The organism is Dictyobacter sp. Z7_2, assembly GCF_057551105.1.
Window position 1 is genome coordinate 2,213,981 of the sequence record NZ_BAAJPE010000002.1, and the last position, 20,744, is coordinate 2,234,724.

General features: G+C 52.8%; 15 protein-coding genes. 11 read left to right on the plus strand and 4 right to left on the minus strand.

Annotated elements, in window-relative coordinates; all coding sequences use genetic code 11:
• The first annotated feature begins 95 nt into the window (after positions 1–95).
• The 10 genes from nuoF to AC27N8_RS22805 all read left to right on the plus strand — a co-directional run bounded on the left by nuoF (position 96) and on the right by AC27N8_RS22805 (position 14,055).
• Positions 96–1,415 (plus strand): NADH-quinone oxidoreductase subunit NuoF, encoded by a 1,320-nt coding sequence (gene nuoF / locus AC27N8_RS22760; RefSeq protein WP_487069684.1) that lies wholly within the window; start codon positions 96–98, stop codon positions 1,413–1,415.
• Between the two features lie 18 nt (positions 1,416–1,433).
• Positions 1,434–3,599 (plus strand): NADH-quinone oxidoreductase subunit NuoG, encoded by a 2,166-nt coding sequence (gene nuoG / locus AC27N8_RS22765; protein ID WP_487069685.1) that lies wholly within the window; start codon positions 1,434–1,436, stop codon positions 3,597–3,599.
• Complete coding sequence (gene nuoH / locus AC27N8_RS22770) at positions 3,592–4,851, plus strand: NADH-quinone oxidoreductase subunit NuoH (protein WP_487069686.1); 1,260 nt, start codon at positions 3,592–3,594, stop codon at positions 4,849–4,851. The genes nuoG and nuoH overlap by 8 nt, the downstream gene beginning before the upstream one ends.
• A gap of 12 nt (positions 4,852–4,863) precedes the next feature.
• A complete protein-coding gene (gene nuoI / locus AC27N8_RS22775; protein ID WP_487069687.1) occupies positions 4,864–5,478 on the plus strand; it encodes an NADH-quinone oxidoreductase subunit NuoI in 615 nt (204 codons plus the stop codon).
• A gap of 13 nt (positions 5,479–5,491) precedes the next feature.
• On the plus strand, positions 5,492–6,025 hold the full coding sequence (locus tag AC27N8_RS22780; RefSeq protein ID WP_487069688.1) for an NADH-quinone oxidoreductase subunit J: 534 nt from the start codon (positions 5,492–5,494) through the stop codon (positions 6,023–6,025).
• A gap of 12 nt (positions 6,026–6,037) precedes the next feature.
• Entirely contained in the window at positions 6,038–6,337 is a 300-nt protein-coding gene (nuoK, locus tag AC27N8_RS22785; RefSeq protein WP_487069689.1) for an NADH-quinone oxidoreductase subunit NuoK, read from the plus strand.
• 3 nt (positions 6,338–6,340) lie between these two features.
• On the plus strand, positions 6,341–8,311 hold the full coding sequence (gene nuoL / locus AC27N8_RS22790; protein WP_487069690.1) for an NADH-quinone oxidoreductase subunit L: 1,971 nt from the start codon (positions 6,341–6,343) through the stop codon (positions 8,309–8,311).
• Positions 8,312–8,316: 5 nt separating this feature from the next.
• Positions 8,317–9,849, plus strand: coding sequence for a complex I subunit 4 family protein (locus AC27N8_RS22795; RefSeq protein ID WP_487069691.1), 1,533 nt, complete (start codon positions 8,317–8,319; stop codon positions 9,847–9,849).
• A gap of 12 nt (positions 9,850–9,861) precedes the next feature.
• Entirely contained in the window at positions 9,862–11,559 is a 1,698-nt protein-coding gene (locus AC27N8_RS22800) for an NADH-quinone oxidoreductase subunit N (protein ID WP_487069692.1), read from the plus strand.
• Between the two features lie 555 nt (positions 11,560–12,114).
• Positions 12,115–14,055 carry a S9 family peptidase gene (locus AC27N8_RS22805; RefSeq protein WP_487069693.1) on the plus strand — a complete coding sequence of 647 codons (1,941 nt, stop codon included), beginning with the start codon at positions 12,115–12,117 and terminating at the stop codon, positions 14,053–14,055.
• 67 nt (positions 14,056–14,122) lie between these two features.
• Here AC27N8_RS22805 and AC27N8_RS22810 read toward each other — a convergent pair whose 3' ends face one another.
• The 3 genes from AC27N8_RS22810 to groES all read right to left on the minus strand — a co-directional run bounded on the left by AC27N8_RS22810 (position 14,123) and on the right by groES (position 17,267).
• Complete coding sequence (locus AC27N8_RS22810) at positions 14,123–14,929, minus strand: class I SAM-dependent methyltransferase (RefSeq protein ID WP_487069694.1); 807 nt, start codon at positions 14,927–14,929, stop codon at positions 14,123–14,125.
• 359 nt (positions 14,930–15,288) lie between these two features.
• On the minus strand, positions 15,289–16,938 hold the full coding sequence (groL, locus tag AC27N8_RS22815) for a chaperonin GroEL (RefSeq protein WP_487069695.1): 1,650 nt from the start codon (positions 16,936–16,938) through the stop codon (positions 15,289–15,291).
• Between the two features lie 35 nt (positions 16,939–16,973).
• On the minus strand, positions 16,974–17,267 hold the full coding sequence (gene groES, locus AC27N8_RS22820) for a co-chaperone GroES (RefSeq protein WP_487069696.1): 294 nt from the start codon (positions 17,265–17,267) through the stop codon (positions 16,974–16,976).
• Positions 17,268–17,637: 370 nt separating this feature from the next.
• Here groES and AC27N8_RS22825 point away from each other — a divergent pair, with 370 nt between their 5' ends.
• Positions 17,638–19,995 (plus strand): serine/threonine protein kinase, encoded by a 2,358-nt coding sequence (locus AC27N8_RS22825; protein WP_487069697.1) that lies wholly within the window; start codon positions 17,638–17,640, stop codon positions 19,993–19,995.
• Between the two features lie 2 nt (positions 19,996–19,997).
• On the opposite strand, the gene AC27N8_RS22830 is transcribed toward AC27N8_RS22825, so the two are convergent.
• The gene (locus tag AC27N8_RS22830; protein ID WP_487069698.1) at positions 19,998–20,654 is read right to left on the minus strand and encodes a regulatory protein RecX; all 657 of its coding nucleotides are present in this window, start codon (positions 20,652–20,654) and stop codon (positions 19,998–20,000) included.
• Positions 20,655–20,744 lie beyond the last annotated feature (90 nt).

Genomic DNA, 20,744 nt, shown 5'->3' on the forward strand with positions numbered 1-20,744 from the left:
AATTATCGTAGCGTCGCACGCTTGCGTGCGATGTCCCACTCGACGTACGAAACGGTCCACCAACGCACATCCCACATAAAGGACTTATATTAATTATGCCAGAACTTGTGATTACCAAAAATCTCTCTGTACCGGGTATCGATAGCTTGGATGTCTATCGCCAGAATGGTGGCTATGAGGCTTTGGGGAAGGCGCTGCGCGATTATGAACCAGATGCTTTGATCGATCTGATTAAGGCTTCTGGTCTGCGTGGTCGCGGTGGTGCTGGCTTTCCAACTGGTCTGAAATGGAGCTTCCTGGCGAAGAACTCTATGCCGCGCTATCTGTGCTGTAACGCCGACGAGAGTGAGCCGGGGACGTGTAAGGATCGCGTGTTAATGGAACGCATCCCACATCGCCTGGTTGAAGGCGTGATCATTACCAGCTACGCTTGTCGTGTCCAGACCGCATTTATCTACATCCGAGGCGAACTGACCCTGGCCGCCAGCAAGGTCGAAGCGGCGGTTGAAGAGGCCTATGCGGCTGGCCTGCTTGGCAAAAACATCCTGGGCAGTGACTTCAGCCTGGATGTGATTGTCCATCGTGGCGCAGGTGCCTACATCTGCGGCGAAGAGAGCGCCTTGATGGAGTCTCTTGAGGGCCGTCGAGGATATCCACGCCTGAAGCCGCCGTTTCCGGCCGTTGTCGGACTCTATGGTGGCCCGACCGTGATCAATAATTGTGAGACCCTGGCGACGATTCCTGAGATTGTAGCTCAGGGCGCCGACTGGTATGCCTCCTTTGGCACCGAGAAGAGTAAGGGGACGCGTATTTTCTGTCTCAGCGGACAGGTCAAGCAACCGGGCAACTATGAGTTGCCGCTTGGTGTTCCGATGCGTACCCTGATCTATGACGAGCAATATGGTGGAGGCATTCTGGGTGATCATGAACTGAAAGCGGTCATCCCGGGCGGCTCCTCGACTTTTATCCTGGCTGCCGATAAGGTTGATACGCTACTTGACTACGAGTCGGTGGCGGCGGTTGGCTCGATGCTTGGCTCAGGCGGAGTGATCGTCATCTCTGACCAGACCTGCATCGTGGGAGCGATTCTGCGCATGAGCGAATTTTATCGCGACGAATCATGCGGCAAATGCACTCCTTGTCGTGAGGGTACTTTCTGGATAGTTGAGATCCTTGAGCGTCTGGAGCATGGTCATGGCCAGATGAAGGATGTTGATCTGCTCATGGATATCTGCGACAATCTGGCAGGAAAATCCTTCTGCCCCCTGGGAGACGCGGCTACAAGCTGTATTACCAGCGGTATTCGTCTATTCCGCGAAGAATTTGAATATCACGTCACACATGGCTGTTGTATGGCTGGTCCTGGAAGCAAGCATTCCACCCACGAGACCGTACAGGCCGCTGGATCACGCTAGAATAGAGGAAATTCTGCTATGCCAGAAGAGAATAAACAAGAATTGGTGCATCTTACCATTGATGATATTCCGGTCGAAGTTCCTCCAGGAACGCTTGTGTGGGCAGCAGCCAAACAGGCCGGGATTGAGATCCCGATCTATTGTTATCATCCCAAGATGCCGCCTCTGGGAGCCTGTCGCATGTGCTTTGTCGAGATCGAGAAAGTACCCAAGCCGCCACAGACATCCTGCACTACTCCGGTTGCCGAGGGTATGGTTGTGCACACCAAGACCGAGAAAGTGCTCAAGGCTCGCCGTGGAACGCTGGAGTTCTTACTGCTCAACCATCCGCTGGACTGTCCCATCTGCGACAAGGCCGGCGAATGTGATCTGCAAGATTTCACCTTACGCCATGGTCCGGGTGCGACACGTTTTGATCTGCACAAACGCCATTATCAGAAGCCGATCCCTGTCAGCTCAGATGTGATGCTGGATCGTGAGCGCTGCATTCTTTGCCAGCGTTGCACGCGCTTCAGCTCTGAGATCTCAATGGATAACGGTCTGGTGATGATCTCACGTGGATTTCGGATGGAGGTCGGAACGGCTCCTGGTCAGGCCTTTGACTCGGTCTTCTCCGGCAATACCACCGAGATCTGTCCCGTCGGAGCGCTGACCGCATTGACCTATCGCTTCAAAGCGCGTCCATGGGAACTCAAGCACACGCCCAGCGTCTGCAATAACTGTAGCGTTGGATGTAATGCGCGTGTCGATAGCCGTGTCGATCGCGTAATGCGCCTGATGTCGCGCACAAATGATGATATCGATGATGGCTGGCTGTGCAATCGTGGACGTTGGGAGTTTGATTATGTCAACAGCCCCAAGCGCCTGCGCACGCCATTGATTCGCCGTGAGGGCACGCTGGTGCCTGCCAGCTGGGATGAAGCTTTATCCTATATCGCTTCTCGCCTGCATGATATTACCATGCGCCACGGTCCTGAGTCGGTTGCCGGTATCGGTTCGACGCGTACCACGAACGAAGAGGCTTATCTCTTCCAGAAGTTGTTGCGCCAGGTGATCGGAACGGCGAACATAGATCATCATCACGGCTATTTCTCAGGTCCGCGTGATCAGCTGACCGGCAAGCCCTGGATGATGACCAATAGCATTGCTGATATCGAAAAGGCTTCCCATATTATCCTGATCGCCTCTGACCCTTACGAGCGCCAACCGATTCTCAACCTGCGCATCAAGAAGGCCCTGGGGAAAGGCGCGAAGATCACCATCATCAACGCGGCCGAGACCGAACTGGATCGTCTGGCTGCCCTGAAATTGACCATTCCTGCGGGAACGACAGGCGTCGCAGCCAAAGTTATGTTGAAGCATCTGGTCTCCAAATCCGATCTGGATCTGGCGGGTCATGAAGATATCCGTTCCGTGATCCAGCGCGAAGATCAGGTGATCCGTGCTGGCGAGGATACCTTTGGTGCCAAAATGACGACTCAATTGCAGAGTCTGGCCGAAGAGCTCCTTAATGAGCGAGCGGCCGTGATCCTTTATGACGAGATGGCGACGCTTGAAGCTGGCAGTGAAGATCTGGCCGCAGACCTGCAAGCCCTGGCTGTCCTGACGAAACAGATCGATCGTCCAGGAGCTGGAGTTGGTCCACTCTTTGAGGATGCTAACTCGTTGGGAGCTCGTGATATGGGACTCCTGCCTGATGCCCTGCCTGGCTATCAGGTGATCGATGAGCCTGGCTTATCCTATAACGAGATTCTGAGTAGCCCACAGATCAAAGCCTTGCTCGTGATGGGAGCTAATCCTGTTCGCCATCTGGAGAATCCACAACTATCGCCCGAGCTTGAATTTGTGGTTGTCCAGGATCTCCTGCTGACCGAGACCGCGCAACAGGCCGATGTTGTTCTCCCGGCTGTCTCCTTTGCGGAGAAAGATGGGAGTATGACCAATGTGGATCATCATGTTCAGGCTATCCGCCAGGCGCTTCGACCGTTACCGGGAGCCAAAGCTGACTGGGAGATCCTGATCGCTCTGGCGCACTACCTGGGAGAAACATGGACCTATGCCAATCCTCGCGATATCCTGCTTGAGATCGCCGATCAGAATCCTTTCTATGCCGGACTCAGCTGGGAAGATCTAGGCCCTCAGGGTGTACGTTCCCTGGAGCAACAGGAGGCGGCTCATGTTTGATTTTATGAATGATCCGACCATCGCCCTCATCGTCGCCACGATCATCAAAGGCGCGATTCTCATCGTCATTCTGCTGACGGCCTTCGCCTATATGACGCTGATTGAGCGCCGTGTGGTTGCCAAGATCCAGGGGCGTCTGGGACCCAATCGTGCCGGCCCCTTTGGTCTGCTTCAGCCGGTCGCCGACGCATTGAAGATGGCTTTTAAAGAGCAACTGGTACCGTCGCAAGCCAAGAAAGGCATCTACATTGTCGCCCCGGTCATCTCGGTAGTTGTCGCGCTCTGTGCCTTCGCGGTTGTCCCGATTGGTAACAATTGGAGCGGCAACAGCCAGGTGCACAGTGTCTGGGATCCTATGATTGGTGATATCAACGTGGGCATCCTGTGGATACTCTCTATCTCATCGCTCGCCGTTTACGGCATCGTGCTGGGAGGCTGGTCATCGGGCAATCGCTATTCGCTACTGGGAGCCCTGCGCAGTGCCGCTCAGATGGTCTCTTATGAGACAAGTCTGGGACTGGCTTTGAGTGGTGCCCTGATGTGGGCGGGCTCTCTCAGTCTGGTGACCATTGTGCAGCAGCAAGTCAACATGGGGATCTGGTTTATCTTCGCGCAGCCGCTGGGTTTTGTGATTTATGTTATCGCCGGCGTTGCCGAAGTGAACCGTGCTCCCTTTGATCTGCCGGAAGCAGAGCAGGAACTGACCGCAGGCTATCTCACCGAATATAGCGGCCTGCGCTGGAGCCTGTATCAGATGGCTGAGTATATCAATATGATCACCGTGAGCGCTGTCGCCTCGACGCTCTTCCTGGGTGGTTGGAGCCTCTTTGGCCTGACTGATCGTATCCCGCTGCTCTCCATCGTTGTCTTTGCGATCAAAGTGGCCTTCTTCCTTTTCTTATTCATCTGGTTGCGAGCGACCTTGCCTCGTATTCGTTATGACCGTTTGATGCGTTTCGGCTGGCAGGTTTTATTGCCATTGGCTGTGTTGAACATTGTGATTACTGCCTGCTCCGTCGCCTTAAATCTCGGCTGGTGGGTTAGTGGTCTGGCTGGACTGATTGTAATTGTGGTGATGCTGCTCATTCTGCGTCGCCAGGGCTTTATCAACGAGACACGCTTTGAGGGATCAGAGAGAATGTCTCATGGTTTGCCATCATCGGTGCATCTGGCTACCTTTGAAGATACGGCGGCTCCTGCCCCTCTTGAGGATGTCCAGGAAGCGTCGGACCCTAAAGCTGTACAGGTATAAGGAGTATAAGATATGTCTTTTGATATCGTAAAAGGTATGGCGACGACCTTAAAAAACATTGGTCGTAAGCCAACGACCATCTCATATCCCGAAGAAGAGCGAGCCTTGCCACCGCGCTTCCGTGGACGCCACGTTCTGCATCGTTACGACAACGATCTGGAGCGCTGTGTTGGTTGCTATCTCTGTGCTGGAGCCTGTCCTGCCGACGCCATCTACATTGAGGCCGACGAGAATACTGAAGAGAACAGGGTCTCGCCAGGTGAGCGCTACGCCAAAGTCTTCGACGTTAACATGCTGCGCTGTATCTTCTGTGGATACTGTCAGGCGGCCTGCCCGACCGGAGCCATCACGCTGGAGGATAACTACAAACTGGCCTCCTATTATCCGGAGGATCTGGTCTATCACAAAGAGAACCTGCTGGAGCCGCATGGACAATCTACTGTCGGCTCAAACGAAGTATGGGCCGATCCTGCGCCTGCCGATGCCGTCCAACCTGTGCCGCAGCAATCTCGTCTCTTCGATGGCTCGCAGGCGAGTGCTGCCGCTGTCGGACTTGGCAATAGCGAGACCGAGCGTCCTAATCTCCTGCAAGATGAAGATCAGGATGCCGATCGGCGTCAACTGTGAAGAGGAAAATAACATGACTTTCGCAATCGTATCATTTGTTGTACTAGCTGTGGCCACGATAGCCACAGCTATCGGTGTGATTGCCTTTAAAAATGCCGTCCATAGCGCATTGAGCTTAATTCTCACGCTCTTGTTTCTGGCATTATTCTATTTGCAGCTCCAGGCGATGTTCATCGCAGTTGTCCAGATACTCATCTACGCGGGTGCTATCATGGTGTTATTCCTCTTTGTTGTCACCATGCTTGCCCCTGATCAGGACGATACGGCATTAGTTAATCATATGCCCTGGCAGCGCATCGTGGGAGGACTCCTTGGATTGGTCCTGGTTGCCGCGCTCAGCTATCTGCTCTTTACGGGAGCGCAGACCACTGGAGCGGTGGCCACACATGCCGAGAGTTTAAAGCAAGCAGTCATAACCTATCAGGGTGACACCCAGGCCTTTGGCATGGCCCTTTTTCACGGCTATCTCTTCCCATTTGAAGTGACCAGCCTCTTGATTATCGTCGCTCTTCTTGGGGCTCTAGTCTTCGGACGGCGTGCCAACTAAAGGAGAAAAACTATGCCATTATCGGCCTATTTGATCGTGAGCGCTGTGCTCTTCACGATTGGCGTCCTGGGAGTCATGCTCCGACGCAATCCATTAATCATTTTTATGTCTATTGAACTGATGTTAAATGCTGTCAATTTATCGTTTGTGGCCTTATCTCATTTTCTCGACTCTGCCGATGGGCAGATGTTCGTTTTTGTGATACTGACGGTTGCCGCCGCTGAGGTGGTGGTTGGTTTAGCGTTAATCGTCTCTATCTTCCGCACGCGCCACAACATCGATGTTGACGAGATGAACGTACTGCGAGGCTAGGTTATGACGAATCTAAGTCTATGGGTGCTTCTGCTACCTCTGCTCGGATTTATCATCCTGGGCCTTGGAGGTAAGTTCATGAAGCGACCTGCGGTCCTGACCATTGGCTGGGGAGCCTGTGGCCTGGCGTTTTTGCTGGCCGCTATCAACTTTTTCATCATGCTGAGGACGACGGGACCGCGTACGAATGATCTGGTGCTCTATCCCTGGATCAGCGCTGGATCGTTCTCGCTCAGCTTTGGAGCTCTGTTAGATCCTCTCTCCATGACGATGTTACTGGTAATTACAGGTGTAGGTCTGTTGATCCACATCTACTCTGCTGGCTACATGGAGGATGATCCAGGCTTCTGGCGCTTCTTTGCTTATCTTAACTTTTTCATCTTCGCCATGGTGCTGTTAGTCATCGCGGACTCATTCCTCTTCCTGCTCGTTGGCTGGGGATTGGTTGGATTGGCTTCCTATCTGCTGATCGGTTTCTGGTATCAGCGACCATCGGCGATTGCGGCTGCGCAGAAAGCCTTCGTCATCAACGTGATCGGTGACTTTGGTCTGATGTTAGCGATCTTCCTGATCGTGCAGGCCTCTGGACGCCTGGATTATACGAGCGTTCTGGCTCATGTCTTCAACGGCAATACGGCGACCGCTATCTGTCTGCTCTTGTTTGTAGCTTGTGCCGCGAAATCGGCTCAACTGCCACTTTACATGTGGTTGCCCGACGCGATGGAAGGCCCGACGCCAGTCAGTGCCCTGATCCATGCCGCCACGATGGTAACCGCTGGTGTCTATCTGGTCGCCAGAGCCTATCCGCTCTTTGAACAGTCCCAGGTCGCGCTGAACGTCATCGCCGGGATTGGTGGCGTGACTGCCCTCTATGCAGCCACCATCGCGCTCGTCCAACTGGATATCAAGCGTGTGCTGGCCTATTCGACGATCAGTCAGCTCGGTTATATGTTCATGGCTGAAGGCGTCCATAACTATGCTGGTGGTATCTTCCATCTTGTTACGCATGCCTTCTTCAAAGCTTTGCTCTTTCTGGGAGCTGGAGCAGTCATCCACGCGCTGGCTGGCGAGCAGGATATGCGTAAAATGGGTGGACTCTGGCCTCGTTTGCGCACCACCGGGATCACCTTTTTGATTGCAGCTCTGGCGATTAGCGGTATTATTCCATTCGCTGGCTTCTGGAGTAAAGATGAGATTCTTGGTTCGGTGTTAGCGCAAGCGACCGCCTCGGGAAACATCTGGTACTACATTCTCTGGGGAATCGGCATCCTGACCGCTGGGCTGACCGCCTTTTACATGTTCCGCCTCTTCTTCGGCATCTTTGCTGGCGATTATCGTGGAGGAACGGCCGTGGTTGAGCCTGATGAGGAACTGGGACATATCGCTCCAGTGACCGGACATCATCACAGTGGAGTTGCAAACTATCATGCCATCCACGAAGTGCCAGGGATTATGTCTACGCCACTCATCATCCTCGCCATCTTATCGGTCATCGGAGGCTTTATTGGCTCACTGGCCCTGATCGGCCTGCCCAACTGGTCTCCCTTGCTTAATTTCCTGCCTGCTGGCCTGCATACCCACGCTGCCGAGGCTTCTCTCGGTCTGGAGTGGACTTCCACAGGCTTGAGCTTGCTGGCTGGCGTGATCGGTATTGGTTTCGCCTGGATGCGTTATGGCAAGGGCTTTAGTTATCGTGAGAGCACCAATCCATTTTATCGTCTGGCCTTCCATAAATATTATGTTGATGAGGCTCTGACTGTCATCTTGATCAGGCCCGTACAGGCGCTTGGACGCGGTTTGTCTCGCTACCTCGAAGGTGATGTGCTCGATGCTGGCAGTCGTGGTATCTCGATTGTCTTCCGTGGCACGAGTACAGCGCTCAGACGTGTCCAGACAGGGTATATGCGTAACTATGCGCTGGGTATTCTCTTTGGTGTCGTTGCGATTATTATCTATTATGCGGTGAGGGGGTAGCGGCTATGTTTTTGCTCTCGGCTGTGATTATCTTCCCATTATTGGGAGGATTGGCGCTACTCTTTTTCCCACGGACGCAAGTCAAAGCGCTCCGTTGGACAGCGTTAGCGCTGGCCTTTGTTGAATTTTTCTTAGTGCTGGCATTGGTGCTGGCGTATCTCCAGAATTTATCCAGCGCGTCGCTCTACGCCAGTTGGTCCTGGATACCCTCGTTAGGGATCAATTATAGTTTGCATCTTGACGGCATCAGCCTTGTGCTCGTAGTGCTGACGGCGCTACTGACAACTGTTTGTGTGGCCGCCTCGTTCCGCATTGATCGTAAGGTCAAGAGCTACATGGCCTTCATGCTCTTGTTTGAGAGCGGTATGCTTGGAGTATTTCTGTCAGCCAACCTCTTCCTCTTTTACATCTTCTGGGAAGTGATGCTGATCCCGGCCTACCTGCTGCTGGGGAGCTGGGGAGGCGAGCGACGCATTTATGCCGCCTTTAAATTTGTCATTTACACCTCGGTCGGTAGCTTCTTGATGCTGATCGGGATTATCGCTTTGGGATATTATCATCAGCAAGCGGCCGGTGGTTCCTGCGGTTACACGCTGGAATTGTCTCAATTGCTGAATACGGCGACAACTTGTCGGGGGATATTGAGCGGCGACACGCAGATGTGGCTCTTGTTAGCCTTTGCGGCGGCCTTTGCGGTCAAAGTTCCGTTAATCCCCTTCCACAGTTGGTTACCGGATGCCTATAGTGAAGCGCCGGCTCCTGTGACTGCTATGCTGGCTGGAGCTATGTCCAAGACTGGTATCTACGGCTTCTTGCGCCTGTGTATTCCATTATTCCCACAGGCAGTACATACACTGGCGCCGTTATTCAACACGCTGGCCGTAGTTGGTATCCTCTATTGTGCAGTACTGGCCCTGACACAGACCGATATCAAGCGCCTGCTGGCCTATTCCAGTATCAGCCATCTGGGAGTTATCATGTTGGGACTCTTCTCGTTCACCGATCAGGGCATTACGGGATCAGTCTTGCAGATGGTCAATCATGGTATTACGACGGCAGCGCTGTTCCTGATCGCTGGCTTCTTGGAGGCTCGGACAGGTACGCGTCGCCTGAGCGACTACGGTGGTCTGGCCAGCCGGATACCGATCCTGGCGGTCGTAATGTTTATCGCGGCGCTCTCATCGCTCGGCTTGCCGGGACTGAATAGCTTCACGGGAGAGTTTCTAGCATTATTGGGAACCTTCCGAGCGAACGTCACGTTAGGCGTGTTGGGTACGCTGGTAGTTGTTCCGGCGGCATGGTATCTCTTGCGCTTCTTTATCAGCACCATGTGGGGGACACAAAATCCCGACAGTGCGGTTGGTATCAGCCTGCGCAAGGGAACATTACGTGATATCAGCCTGGGAGAGTTCTGGTTACTGGCTCCCCTACTTATCTTAATCTTTTACATTGGCATTCAGCCTGTATTCATTACCAGGATCATTGATCCTTCGGTTGCGAACACGATGCAGGTACTGACCAACACCTTTATCAAATAGAGGGGACTTGCTATGACATTTACGTATTCTGTCAGTCCTCAGGATTGGTTGGGGATCGCGCCTCTTGTGGTGCTCGTTGTCATGGCTCTCATCGTTATGCTGGTAGACCTGCTTCTACCACATGACGGTGAACGGTCGAAGCATAGCGGTCCCGCCAACTTTACCGTCCTGCCGCTGGTTGGACTGCTCGGAGTTTTAGGAGCGATCGCCGCTGCCATCGTCCTATTCTTCGTCGAGCATCCAACGCCCGTCTTCAACGGCATGATCGCCGCCGATAGTGGCACACTTTATGCTGATCTAATCATCCTGGTCGCCGGAGGATTCGGAATTCTGCTCTCGCCGGCGTATCTCAAGCGTCTGAGACTTGTCCATCAAGGAGAATATTACGCACTCTTCTTGCTGGCGATGACCGGTATGATGCTGATGGCTGGAGCCGCCAGCTTCTTAATCGTCTTTGTGGGATTGGAAATGTTCTCACTGGCCCTCTACATCCTCTGCGGATTTGTGGACCTGCGTCAGACCTCTCAGGAGGCCGGCATGAAATACTTCCTGCTGAGCTCATTTGCCTCAGCCTTCTTGCTCTATGGTATCGCCTTGATCTATGCCGCCACAGGTCATACCACCTTTGCCGACATCCAGAACTACATTGTAGCCAACAGTCACGGACACGCTCCCGTACTCTTACTGGTCGGCATGGGCTTATTGACCGTTGGCTTTGCCTTCAAGGTCTCGGCGATCCCTTTCCAGACCTGGACACCCGATGTCTATCAGGGAGCGCCTGCGCCAGTCACAGCCTTCATGTCGATCGGAACCAAAGTCGCCGCCTTATTGGCCTTTGTGCGTGTCTTTGGCTTCGTCCTCTCATCGGTCCAGAACGACTGGATGCCGGTCGTCTGGGCGATAGCCGTCCTGACCATCGTCGGAGGTAACGTCATGGCCCTGAGTCAGAGCAACCTCAAGCGCATGCTTGCTTATTCAAGTATCGCGCATGGAGGCTATCTACTCATCGGAGTCGTTGTCAGTGGACAGGCACAGCAGAATCATATTGGAGCATCGGCCATCCTGCTCTACCTATCCTGCTACCTCTTCATGAACATCGGAGCCTTTGGAGTCATCTCACTGCTTGAGCGTCGGGATAACTCCGGTTATGAACTGGCTGATCTGCGTGGATTATGGTATCGCCGTCCCTGGTTATCAGGCTTTCTGGCCTTCTTCCTGATCTCGCTCGCAGGCTTTCCCCCCATGGTCGGCTTCGTAGGTAAATACTACCTGTTCTATGCTGCCCTTGTTGGAGGACATCCAGAGCTGCTAATCATTGGTATCGTAGCCAGCGTCCTGGGCATCTACTACTACCTGCGCTTCATCGCAGTCATGTTCATGGAAGGACGCGAAACCATCCATGGGAGAAGCACCAACGCCGTCACCACGCCAAAGACGCCCTCACGCCGTGTGAGCGCACCTCTCCCGAAAGCACCAACCAGTACCTCGAGAGGTGGTACCGCTGTCGCCGAGAAGCCTGTCAGCACCCGAACCGCAACGCCAGTGACCTCTATCGCATCTTTGGGGCTCGAACCCGAGCCTACCCATGATCTCGAATGGATCTCCTGGCTAGCGCTCAGCCTCGCCGCCATCGGCACACTCGTCGTCGGAGTCATCCTCCCCTTCTGGCTGCCCAACATCCAGCAGGCCGCCCAGCTACTGATGAAGTAAACCTCTCTCGATCGGAGGGACACATTCGTACCCTCCGATCGGGCTGGGACTAGCCAGAATGACCCCTTGCACCAGGCGTCAACGCCAGCCAACGTAGCGGCGCGGCTCCGCCGTGCTGTCACTGGACGTACGAAAACGTCCCACCTGTATCTGGAAGCAACGCCAACGAGACCATCCACAGTGGAAAGATGACGCAATGGAACCTCATGAGGAGCGTGGTCGTACGAGTCACAGACAGCACGGCGGAGCCGCGCCGCTACGTCGGTGGGCGTCTCCTCTCGTAGATGTTTGATGGGCCTTCCCTCTTGCATTGGGTGGGGATGATATAATGTGTACAAGCGTTTTAGACCACAGGGTGCCATAATCAGCTCTTAGCGCGAAGCCTTCATATCTCATGCTACCCAATTACATATTCTGGTTATTATCTGATAGTCTTACAGGATATGTTTTATGGTGCTGTGTGTCTATTTTTACGTCTATCTTATCAAACAATAAGTTTTCATCTGTCGTGTATTGATAGATAATACGTCACTAAATTGTTATGAGAGGCAGGCTATGACTGATAAACAGATCGCACCATATGGTTCCTGGAAGTCTCCTGTGACGACGAATTCGATTGTTGCTGAGACCATTCGCCCTGGCCTGATGGCTCTGGATGGCGATGATATCTATTGGATTGAGGGGCGTCCTGCCGAAGGCGGTCGGAATGTGATTGTGCGTCGTTCTCCTGATGGGGTTTTGACGGATCGAACTCCTGCATCCTTCAATGCACGTACGCGTGTCCACGAATACGGCGGTGGTGATTATGCTGTGCACGCCGGGACTATCTACTTCAGCAATTATGCTGACCAGAGACTCTACTGTCAGCTGCCTGATGGCGAGCCAGTTGAGTTGACTCCTGCGCTTGAGCGGCGCTACGCGGATATGATCGTGGATCAGTCACGCAATCGCCTGCTCTGTATCTGCGAGGATCATACTGATACCGAGCGTGAGGCTGTCAATTCGCTGGTCAGCATCTCTCTTGATAGAGCGGCCAACGTTGGCGAGATACAGATCTTACAGGGCGGCAATGACTTTTATGCCAGTCCTCGCCTCAGTCCTGATGGTACACAGCTTGCCTGGTTGACCTGGAATCATCCGAATATGCCCTGGGATGGTTGCGAGCTCTGGCTGGCTGATCTTGATGAACATGGCTTGATCTGGAATGCTCAATGCATCGCGGGAGGACTCAAAGAATCGATTTTCCAGCCCGCATGGTCGCCGGATGGTGTGCTGTACTTTGTCTCTGATCGCACGAACTGGTGGAACATTTATCGCTATCGAGAACAGAAGATTGAAGCCGTCTGCCTGAAAGAGGCCGAATTTGGCACGCCACAATGGGTATTCAACATGTCCACCTATGCCTTCGTCTCGGCAGATCGTATCCTCTGCACCTATGGTGGACCTAAAGAATCTGGCCTGGCCTTTCTGGACATCTCGACTGGTAAATTGACTCCAGTGGAAAGCCCTTATACCTCCTTTGCCAATATTCGTGCCAATGAGCGACAGTCTGTCTTTCTTGGAGCATCTCCCACCTTAAGTGCGGAGATTGTGCGTCTGGATCTGGCTACCAACAAGCTAGAGGTTCTGCGTCGTTCGCAAAGTATCGATGTCGATCCTGGCTACATTGCGGAGGCCCAGTTGATCGAGTTTCCTACCGAGGGTGGTCTCACAGCCTACGCGTATTACTATCCACCCACGAATGCCGACTTTCAGGCTCCCGAGGGAGAATTGCCGCCTCTGCTGGTGAGTAGCCATGGTGGACCAACCAGCGCGTCGTCCAGTACTTTGAGCCTGAATATCCAGTATTGGACCAGTCGGGGTTTTGCCTACGCCGATGTGAATTACGGTGGCAGTAGTGGCTATGGACGCGAGTATCGAGATCGTTTATTGGGCCTGTGGGGAGTGGTTGATGTTGATGACTGTGTCAATGCCGCCAAATATCTGGTGGAGCGTGGCCTGGCCGATCCCAATCGTTTGACGATCCAGGGAGGCAGTGCTGGTGGATACACGACTCTGTGTGCTCTGACGTTCCGCGATACATTTAAGGCTGGTGCCAGTCACTTTGGCGTGAGTGACCTGAATGTTTTTGTCTATGACACGCATAAGTTTGAGTCGCGCTATCTCTTTGGACTGATTGGACCATATCCAGAGCGTAAAGATCTTTATTATGAGCGCTCGGCGATCAATTTCACGGATCAGCTCTCCTGTCCGGTCATCTTTTTCCAGGGTTTGGAGGATAAGGTTGTTCCGCCCAGTCAGGCCGAGTTGATGGTGAATGCGTTGCGAGCCAAGAAGTTACCAGTGGCTTATCTGGCCTTTGAGGGTGAGCAGCATGGCTTCCGCCGTGCTAAGAATATACAACGTTCGCTGGATGGAGAGCTTTACTTCTACTCCAAAGTGTTTCACTTCGATCTGGCTGAGCTGATTGAACCAGTAGAGATTGAAAATCTCTAATGATGGCTGATCTGCGCTTCTCATGAAATTTCGTTCGTCAGAGTCATCTCTGGCGAACGAAATTCTTTTAGCGCATGGCGCTCCAGATTGTCCAGCGATCTTGTTCTACAATCGTCTGTCCTTCGCCATCGAGACGGCGACGAATATAGAGTATCAAATCGCTCAACTCTTCATCCGTTAATTCATGGAGGATCGAGCGACCCGTTCGGGCTTTCAGTTCGTGAGCCAGAGCGGTAAAGTTGTCATAAAACTGTCTGGTCTCCCAGAGTTGACGCTTCTCTGTCAGGCGAAATCCGGCTTGATGGAGCGCATCCAATACCATCGAGTTGGTAAAGCGGCGCTCGGTCTCCAGTTGCGCTAATCTTGGATAGCGCTCAAAAAAGTAGCCTCGGATATTTGTCTGGCTGCCTGCGAGAAGACAATCTTCAGGTGTGCGGTCCTGAACAATCAGCTTGCCGCCCGGCTTGAGGATACGCAATGCTTCTGCGAAGCAGGCTACTAACTCTTCCTGTTTTACGTGGTGGATTAAGGCACGTTCCAGGACAACATCGAACTGCTGATCTGCTACCGTTGTGTTTAGCGCATCGGCCTGAATATAGGTGATGTTGTGATGCGCTTTGAGCTTACTTTGCGCGTCGCTGAGCATGATTTCAGATGAGTCAATACAGGTAATCTGTGTGGCTCCCATATCTGCCAGTGCTTTGGTATAGATGCCACCACCGCAACCAATATCTGCTGCGGTATGTCCCTGGATGTCGATGATTTTATTGATGAGTGACTTCCAGGTCCCTGTAGCCTGACGTGTTGCGTACGTCTGACGAATCCCTTCAGCATGAAAATTAATTGGCGTAACAATTCTCCTTTTGTATCGCATCGTCCAGATGGATACACGTTCAAATTTTCTTACCTTGATTGTTCAATGTTTGTTTCTATCTGTTTGAGGATTGGAATACTGATGTGTCTCCTCAAAGCGCTATTCTATCACATCTCAAAACGATGAAAGCTATCTATCCAGAGGCATTTTGGACGCATGTTCCGGGAATTTTTTGGCTTCCCACCTTCATTCAGCGCTCATAGATCTTCTGATTACATGACGCTATGTGCGAACACATTGGGGAATAATGGGCTACTCTGTGGTAAAGAAATTATGTGGGGATGGATCTAAAAAGGTCAGGAAACCACGTTTGGGTGATTTCCTGACCGGTTGGGAATTTTGAAGGATTGGGAATTGGACTACATCATGCCCATGCCTGGCATACCGCCGCCCATACCACCCATACCGCCGGCGCCGGCTGGTGCTGGATTCTCTTCTGGGATGTCGCTGATCAGGGTATCGGTTGAGAGTACCATGCTGGCGATGCTGACTGCGTTCTGTAACGCTGAGCGTGTGACTTTCACTGGATCGATGATACCAGCTTTGACCATGTCCACATACTCGTTTGTCAGGGCGTTGAAGCCGAAGCCATGTGGGCTGCTGAGTACGCCTGCCACCACGACTGCTCCATCTTTGCCTGCATTGAATGCGATCTGGCGCAATGGCTCTTCGAGGGCGCGGCGCAGGATGAACACTCCGGTTGCTTCGTCGCCCGCTGTCGCCTGGACGCTGTCGAGGGCTTTGATGGCGTGTACAAGTGCGGAACCACCACCTGGGACGATTCCCTCTTCGATGGCTGCTCGTGTAGCTGAAAGAGCATCTTCAACGCGATGCTTCTTCTCTTTCATCTCGACCTCGGTGGCTGCACCGACGCGGATGACACCTACACCACCGGCCAATTTAGCCAGTCGCTCCTGAAGCTTTTCGCGGTCGTAGTCGCTGGTGGTCTCGTTGATCAACATGCGGATCTGGGATACGCGGGCCTGAATGTTCTGATGCTCTCCGGCGCCGTCGACGATGGTCGTGACGTCTTTGTTGGAGGTGACTGTGCGGGCGCTACCGAGGTCTTCGAGGGTGGCGCTCTCAAGCTTGAGACCTGTCTTCTCGGTGATGACGGTGGCACCTGTCAGGATGGCAATGTCTTCGAGCATGGCGTCGCGGCGATCACCGAATCCAGGAGCTTTGACGCCCAGGACGTTGAATGCTCCGCGCATTTTGTTGACGACCAATGTTGCCAATGCTTCGCCGTCGATGTCCTCTGAGATGATGACCAGGTCTTTGCGGCCCGTCTGGAGTACTGCTTCCAGGATTGGCAGGATGTCGGCGATGGCGCTGATCTTCTTGTCTGTCACAAGGATGTAGGGATCGCTGAGCTCGGCGACTGTGTGCTCCTGGTTGGTTGACATGTAGGGGGAGATGAAACCACGATCGAACTGCATACCTTCGGTATATTCTTTCTCGGTCGTGATGCCGCGGCCCTCTTCAACGGTGATGACTCCGTCTTTGCCGACTTTTTCCATGACTTCGGCGATCAAGGTACCGATCTCGGCGTCTCCGGCTGAGATTGAGGCGACCTGAGCGATCTCTTCCTGCGTCTCGACTGGCTTGGCTTGCGATTTGATCTCGGCGATAACTGCTTCAACGCCTTTTTCCAGGCCACGGCGTAGGATCATTGGATTGGCTCCTGCGGCCAGGTTCTTCAGTCCTTCGTTGACGACTGCGTGTGCCAGCACGGTAGCTGTGGTTGTGCCATCGCCTGCAACGTCGTTTGTCTTTGTGGCTGCTTCTTTCAGCAGTTGGGCACCCATGTTTTCAAATGCATCAGGTAACTCAATTTCGCGAGCGATGCTGACTCCATCGTTCGTGATTGTGGGAGCGCCAAACTTTTTATCTAGCACTACGTTGCGCCCCTTGGGTCCAATGGTCACTCGGACCGCATTCGCCACTGTATCCATTCCCTTTTTCAGAGAGTGGCGGGCCTGTTCATCAAACTGTACTCGTTTTGCCACGAAATTTACTCCTCTGATACAATCTTGTTACTTATCTATTCCACAATACCCATGATGTCGCTCTCGCGCAGGATCAAATACTCCTGGCCGTCGATCTTTACTTCGGTACCGGCATATTTAGCAAATAACACATGTTGTCCGACGGCAACTTCTACTGCGCTACGTTTGCCGTTATCCAGTACTTTTCCAGATCCAACTGCCAGAATCTCACCCTCCTGGGGCTTTTCTTTTGCTGTATCTGGCAGTACAATACCACTACGTGTAACTGCTTCACGGGCAAGGCCCTTGACCACCACGCGGTCGCCCAGGGGCTGAAGTTTGATTGCCATACTCCCATTCCTCCTTGTTCAGTTCTGATTTATGTTCAAGAAGGCAAGGTTTCCTTACCCTCCAGGATCTTTAGCACTCTCTTACTTAGAGTGCGAACCGGCTATATAATACAACATAAGGACCCAATTCGCAAGGGGATAGGCACACAAATTCTCAATTTTCCTGCCCATTTCCTACCTCTTCACTTCTGACTGACTAGATGCTATACTGCTCTTAGTATGTACGTTATGTCAAACCTTTCCTGCTTAATCGGTATAGCCATTTTCTCTCTTTTCTACGTTTAATGCGTCCCTCAATGATAGAATAATCCATAGTAAGAATATGTTACTGTGGGGTCCTTATAGTAAGGCGTTAAGCTGAAGCAGGCGTATGAACGAACAACATGGTTTCATTTCAGAGCGCAAGCGTCCACAAAAAGAAGAGGGGCTTGATCTGCAAAAATTTGGTAATTACGATTTAATCCGGCGCATCGATGTGGGGGGCATGGGCGAGGTCTACCTGGCGCATCAGCGTAGCGCATTTGGACGGGAAGTCGCAGTCAAAATCATCCGGTCCGATCTCGTCAATGACGCACTGGCCCGGCAGCGCTTTTTGCGCGAGGCCGAAGTCGCCTCCTACCTCAAGCACGACCACATCCTGCCCCTGCTCGAATTTGGCGAGGAGCAGGGACGCTTGTTTATTGTGACTCCTTATATTCAAGGAGGCACACTTACCCAGCGTCTCATTCGTGGCGCGCTCCCGATCACCGAGGTACACGAACTTTTTAGTGCTTTATGTCGAGCCGTCTCTTATCTGCACAAGAGAGGTATCGTCCATCGCGATCTCAAGCCCGCCAATATCTTGCTGGACACCGAGGATGATGGAGGTCGTACGTATGTACGCTTGATCGACTTCGGCATCGCTTCGTCGCAGGGTGTGTTGACAAGCGGCCCTTTGAGCGATAATGGACGCGCTCTCGGTACTGCTGATTATATGGCTCCTGAACGCCTCAAAGGCATTGCGGCCGCCAGTAATGACATTTATTCGCTTGGTGTGATCCTCCATGTCATGCTGACAGGCGTCCCACCACGTGCTGAGACTATGCAAAATTTGCCCATCCCGTTGATGAGCGTGATTGATCGCTGTCTGGAGCCGGACCCCGAGGATCGCTTTGGAAGCGTTGATGATTTGTTACTCTCTTTTGAGCATGCTTACAAATCTCTCACTACTTCGCAAAAAACGCGTACTGTTAGTGCCGAACCACCTGTTGCATCGCATCCGTCGCGTCCATTCCTGGATGATGATGCTGAGCCAACGCAGAGCGATCTTGCTCCACCATCGTCAAATCGGGTGACTGGCGCTCATTTTGCGCTGGAGAACCGTGGCACCGAGCCCATGTCCCGCCCATCCCTGCCTGAGAACGGAGCGTCATCGACATCGCGTCCACCGCTTAGAGTGGGTGGATCATCGACGTCGCGTCCACCGGTGAGAAGATCATCCGCTGAGCCTCCTGTTATCGCGCCCGGGACGATGTCCACGCGCCGACAGACGACTTCGGAACAGAAAGCTTTGCAGTCTACGGGATCGGCTGGATCTCTGCAACCAGCACGCAATTCTGCCTCGCCGTCCATGAACCAGGGGACCATCTTGCCAGCGATGGCGCAAAAAGGGGATGGATTCAAGAAGACTGATTATGATGCTCCAACGACCGAGCTCAGTCAATCTTTGATGCCCAAACCCAAACGCAAATCTCTCGTCGCGAATGTCTTGAGCCGTCCGCCAGAGCAGCATCCAGCCCCGGCGCCTGGCATGACCAGGCAGCCAAAAAAGCGTTCAAAGCGTCGCCCACGTGCATTTATCGTTTTTTTAATCATGATTCTTGTGGTGTTGATCGCGATTGGTGGCGTTGGTTATATGATCGTCCAACTATCGACGACGGCAACCGTTACGCTCTCACCGCGTGTCCAGACAGTCAGCAGCGTCTTTACATTTGAGGCCCGGCCCGGCGTGAAGTCCGTCGACGCCAACAAAGGAATTATCCCCGCAAACGTTTATACGAACTCACAACAAGGAAGTACGTCAGGGTTGCCAACCGGGAAGAGTGGTTGTGTCTTACAAATCTTCGAATGTAAGCAAACAGTTTCTCAAAACGATGTCGTGATTCTTTCCGCCAAAATACGACCATCGCTACAAACGCAGATCTCACAGAATCTGCATAAGCAAGCCAGCACTAACGGGACCACATTGGTGGGGGATATCGTCTACTCTGATGGTCAGGTGACACCCACTCCGGCCGTTGGTACTGTCAGTACTTCTATGACTTTGAGCATGACCGAGCAGGGGAGCGTGGAGTACTTCAATCCAAGTGATGTACGTACACTTGCGTTGCAGGTGTTGAAGAAGAAGCTGGCTACGAACTATGTGCTTATCGATTCTATGACCAGGGTGGGCAATCCTGTGGTACGTAACCGTGACACAAATGGCAACGTCACGATCGCTATTGCCGCAGCCGGAGTATCCCGTTATCAGATACCCGACAGCGAATTGCAGGATATCAAAAATCACATCAAGGGAGACAATCTCAAGGCGGCCCGAGCCGTTATCGCGACCCACAAAGATTTAGATCCAACCGTTACCTCTGTACGTTTGTCTTATGGGGATAGCGTACCTACCAATCTTGGACAGATCCATATTAATGTAGTGGACCCGACCAATGTGCCGACAGTTCCGTTGCCGACTGTGAAATGAGCTTAGAAGTCATCATCAGGGTTTTCGTCTTTAAACTCTTGCCAGAGCTGCTGGACGACATGTTTGGTGACTTCGTAGCTAAAACCACGGCGTTGTAAAAATGGCCCAAGCCGCGCACGAAAGGCATTGAAATCAATATCTGGCTGACGTACCAGCGTCACAGCCTTTTTTCGTCCCGCCGTAAGGGCCAGCTCCTCATCCTGCTCACCCGTAACAATCTCATCGATCACCTCGCGCTTCACCCCCTTCATCTTCAACTCGCTGCGCAGAGCCTGAGCACCCTTGGGACGAAAGTGTCCTCGCGACTCCACCCAGAACTCTGCGAACGTCTCATCATTGATCAGATTGAGCTCATTCAGACGCTCCAAGACCGTATCAATCAGCTCGGGAGGCGTCTCCTTCTGCTTCAGATAGCGCTGCACCTCCTGCCGGCTATGTGGACGCGAGGCGAGATAATTCATCGCACGATCCGTCGCCTTCTGTAGCGTCTCTTCCTGCTCCAACTGCTCAATCTGGACCTTTGTCAGCTCCTGCTGCAAGCGCAGCCCCATCTTAAGCACAATCAGCGCGTTCACGCCCATCAGAAAATGATTATCCACAAAGATACTGATGCGATTGGGATCGCTGGCCTGCGTCTGTAACGATGTAATCTTACCCATCTTTTTCTACTTTCTTTTTACGCCCTGACTATATCATTCTTATTATCCTCGGCCAGATAGGAAATTGACAAGTGTCGTACTCTTGTGTGC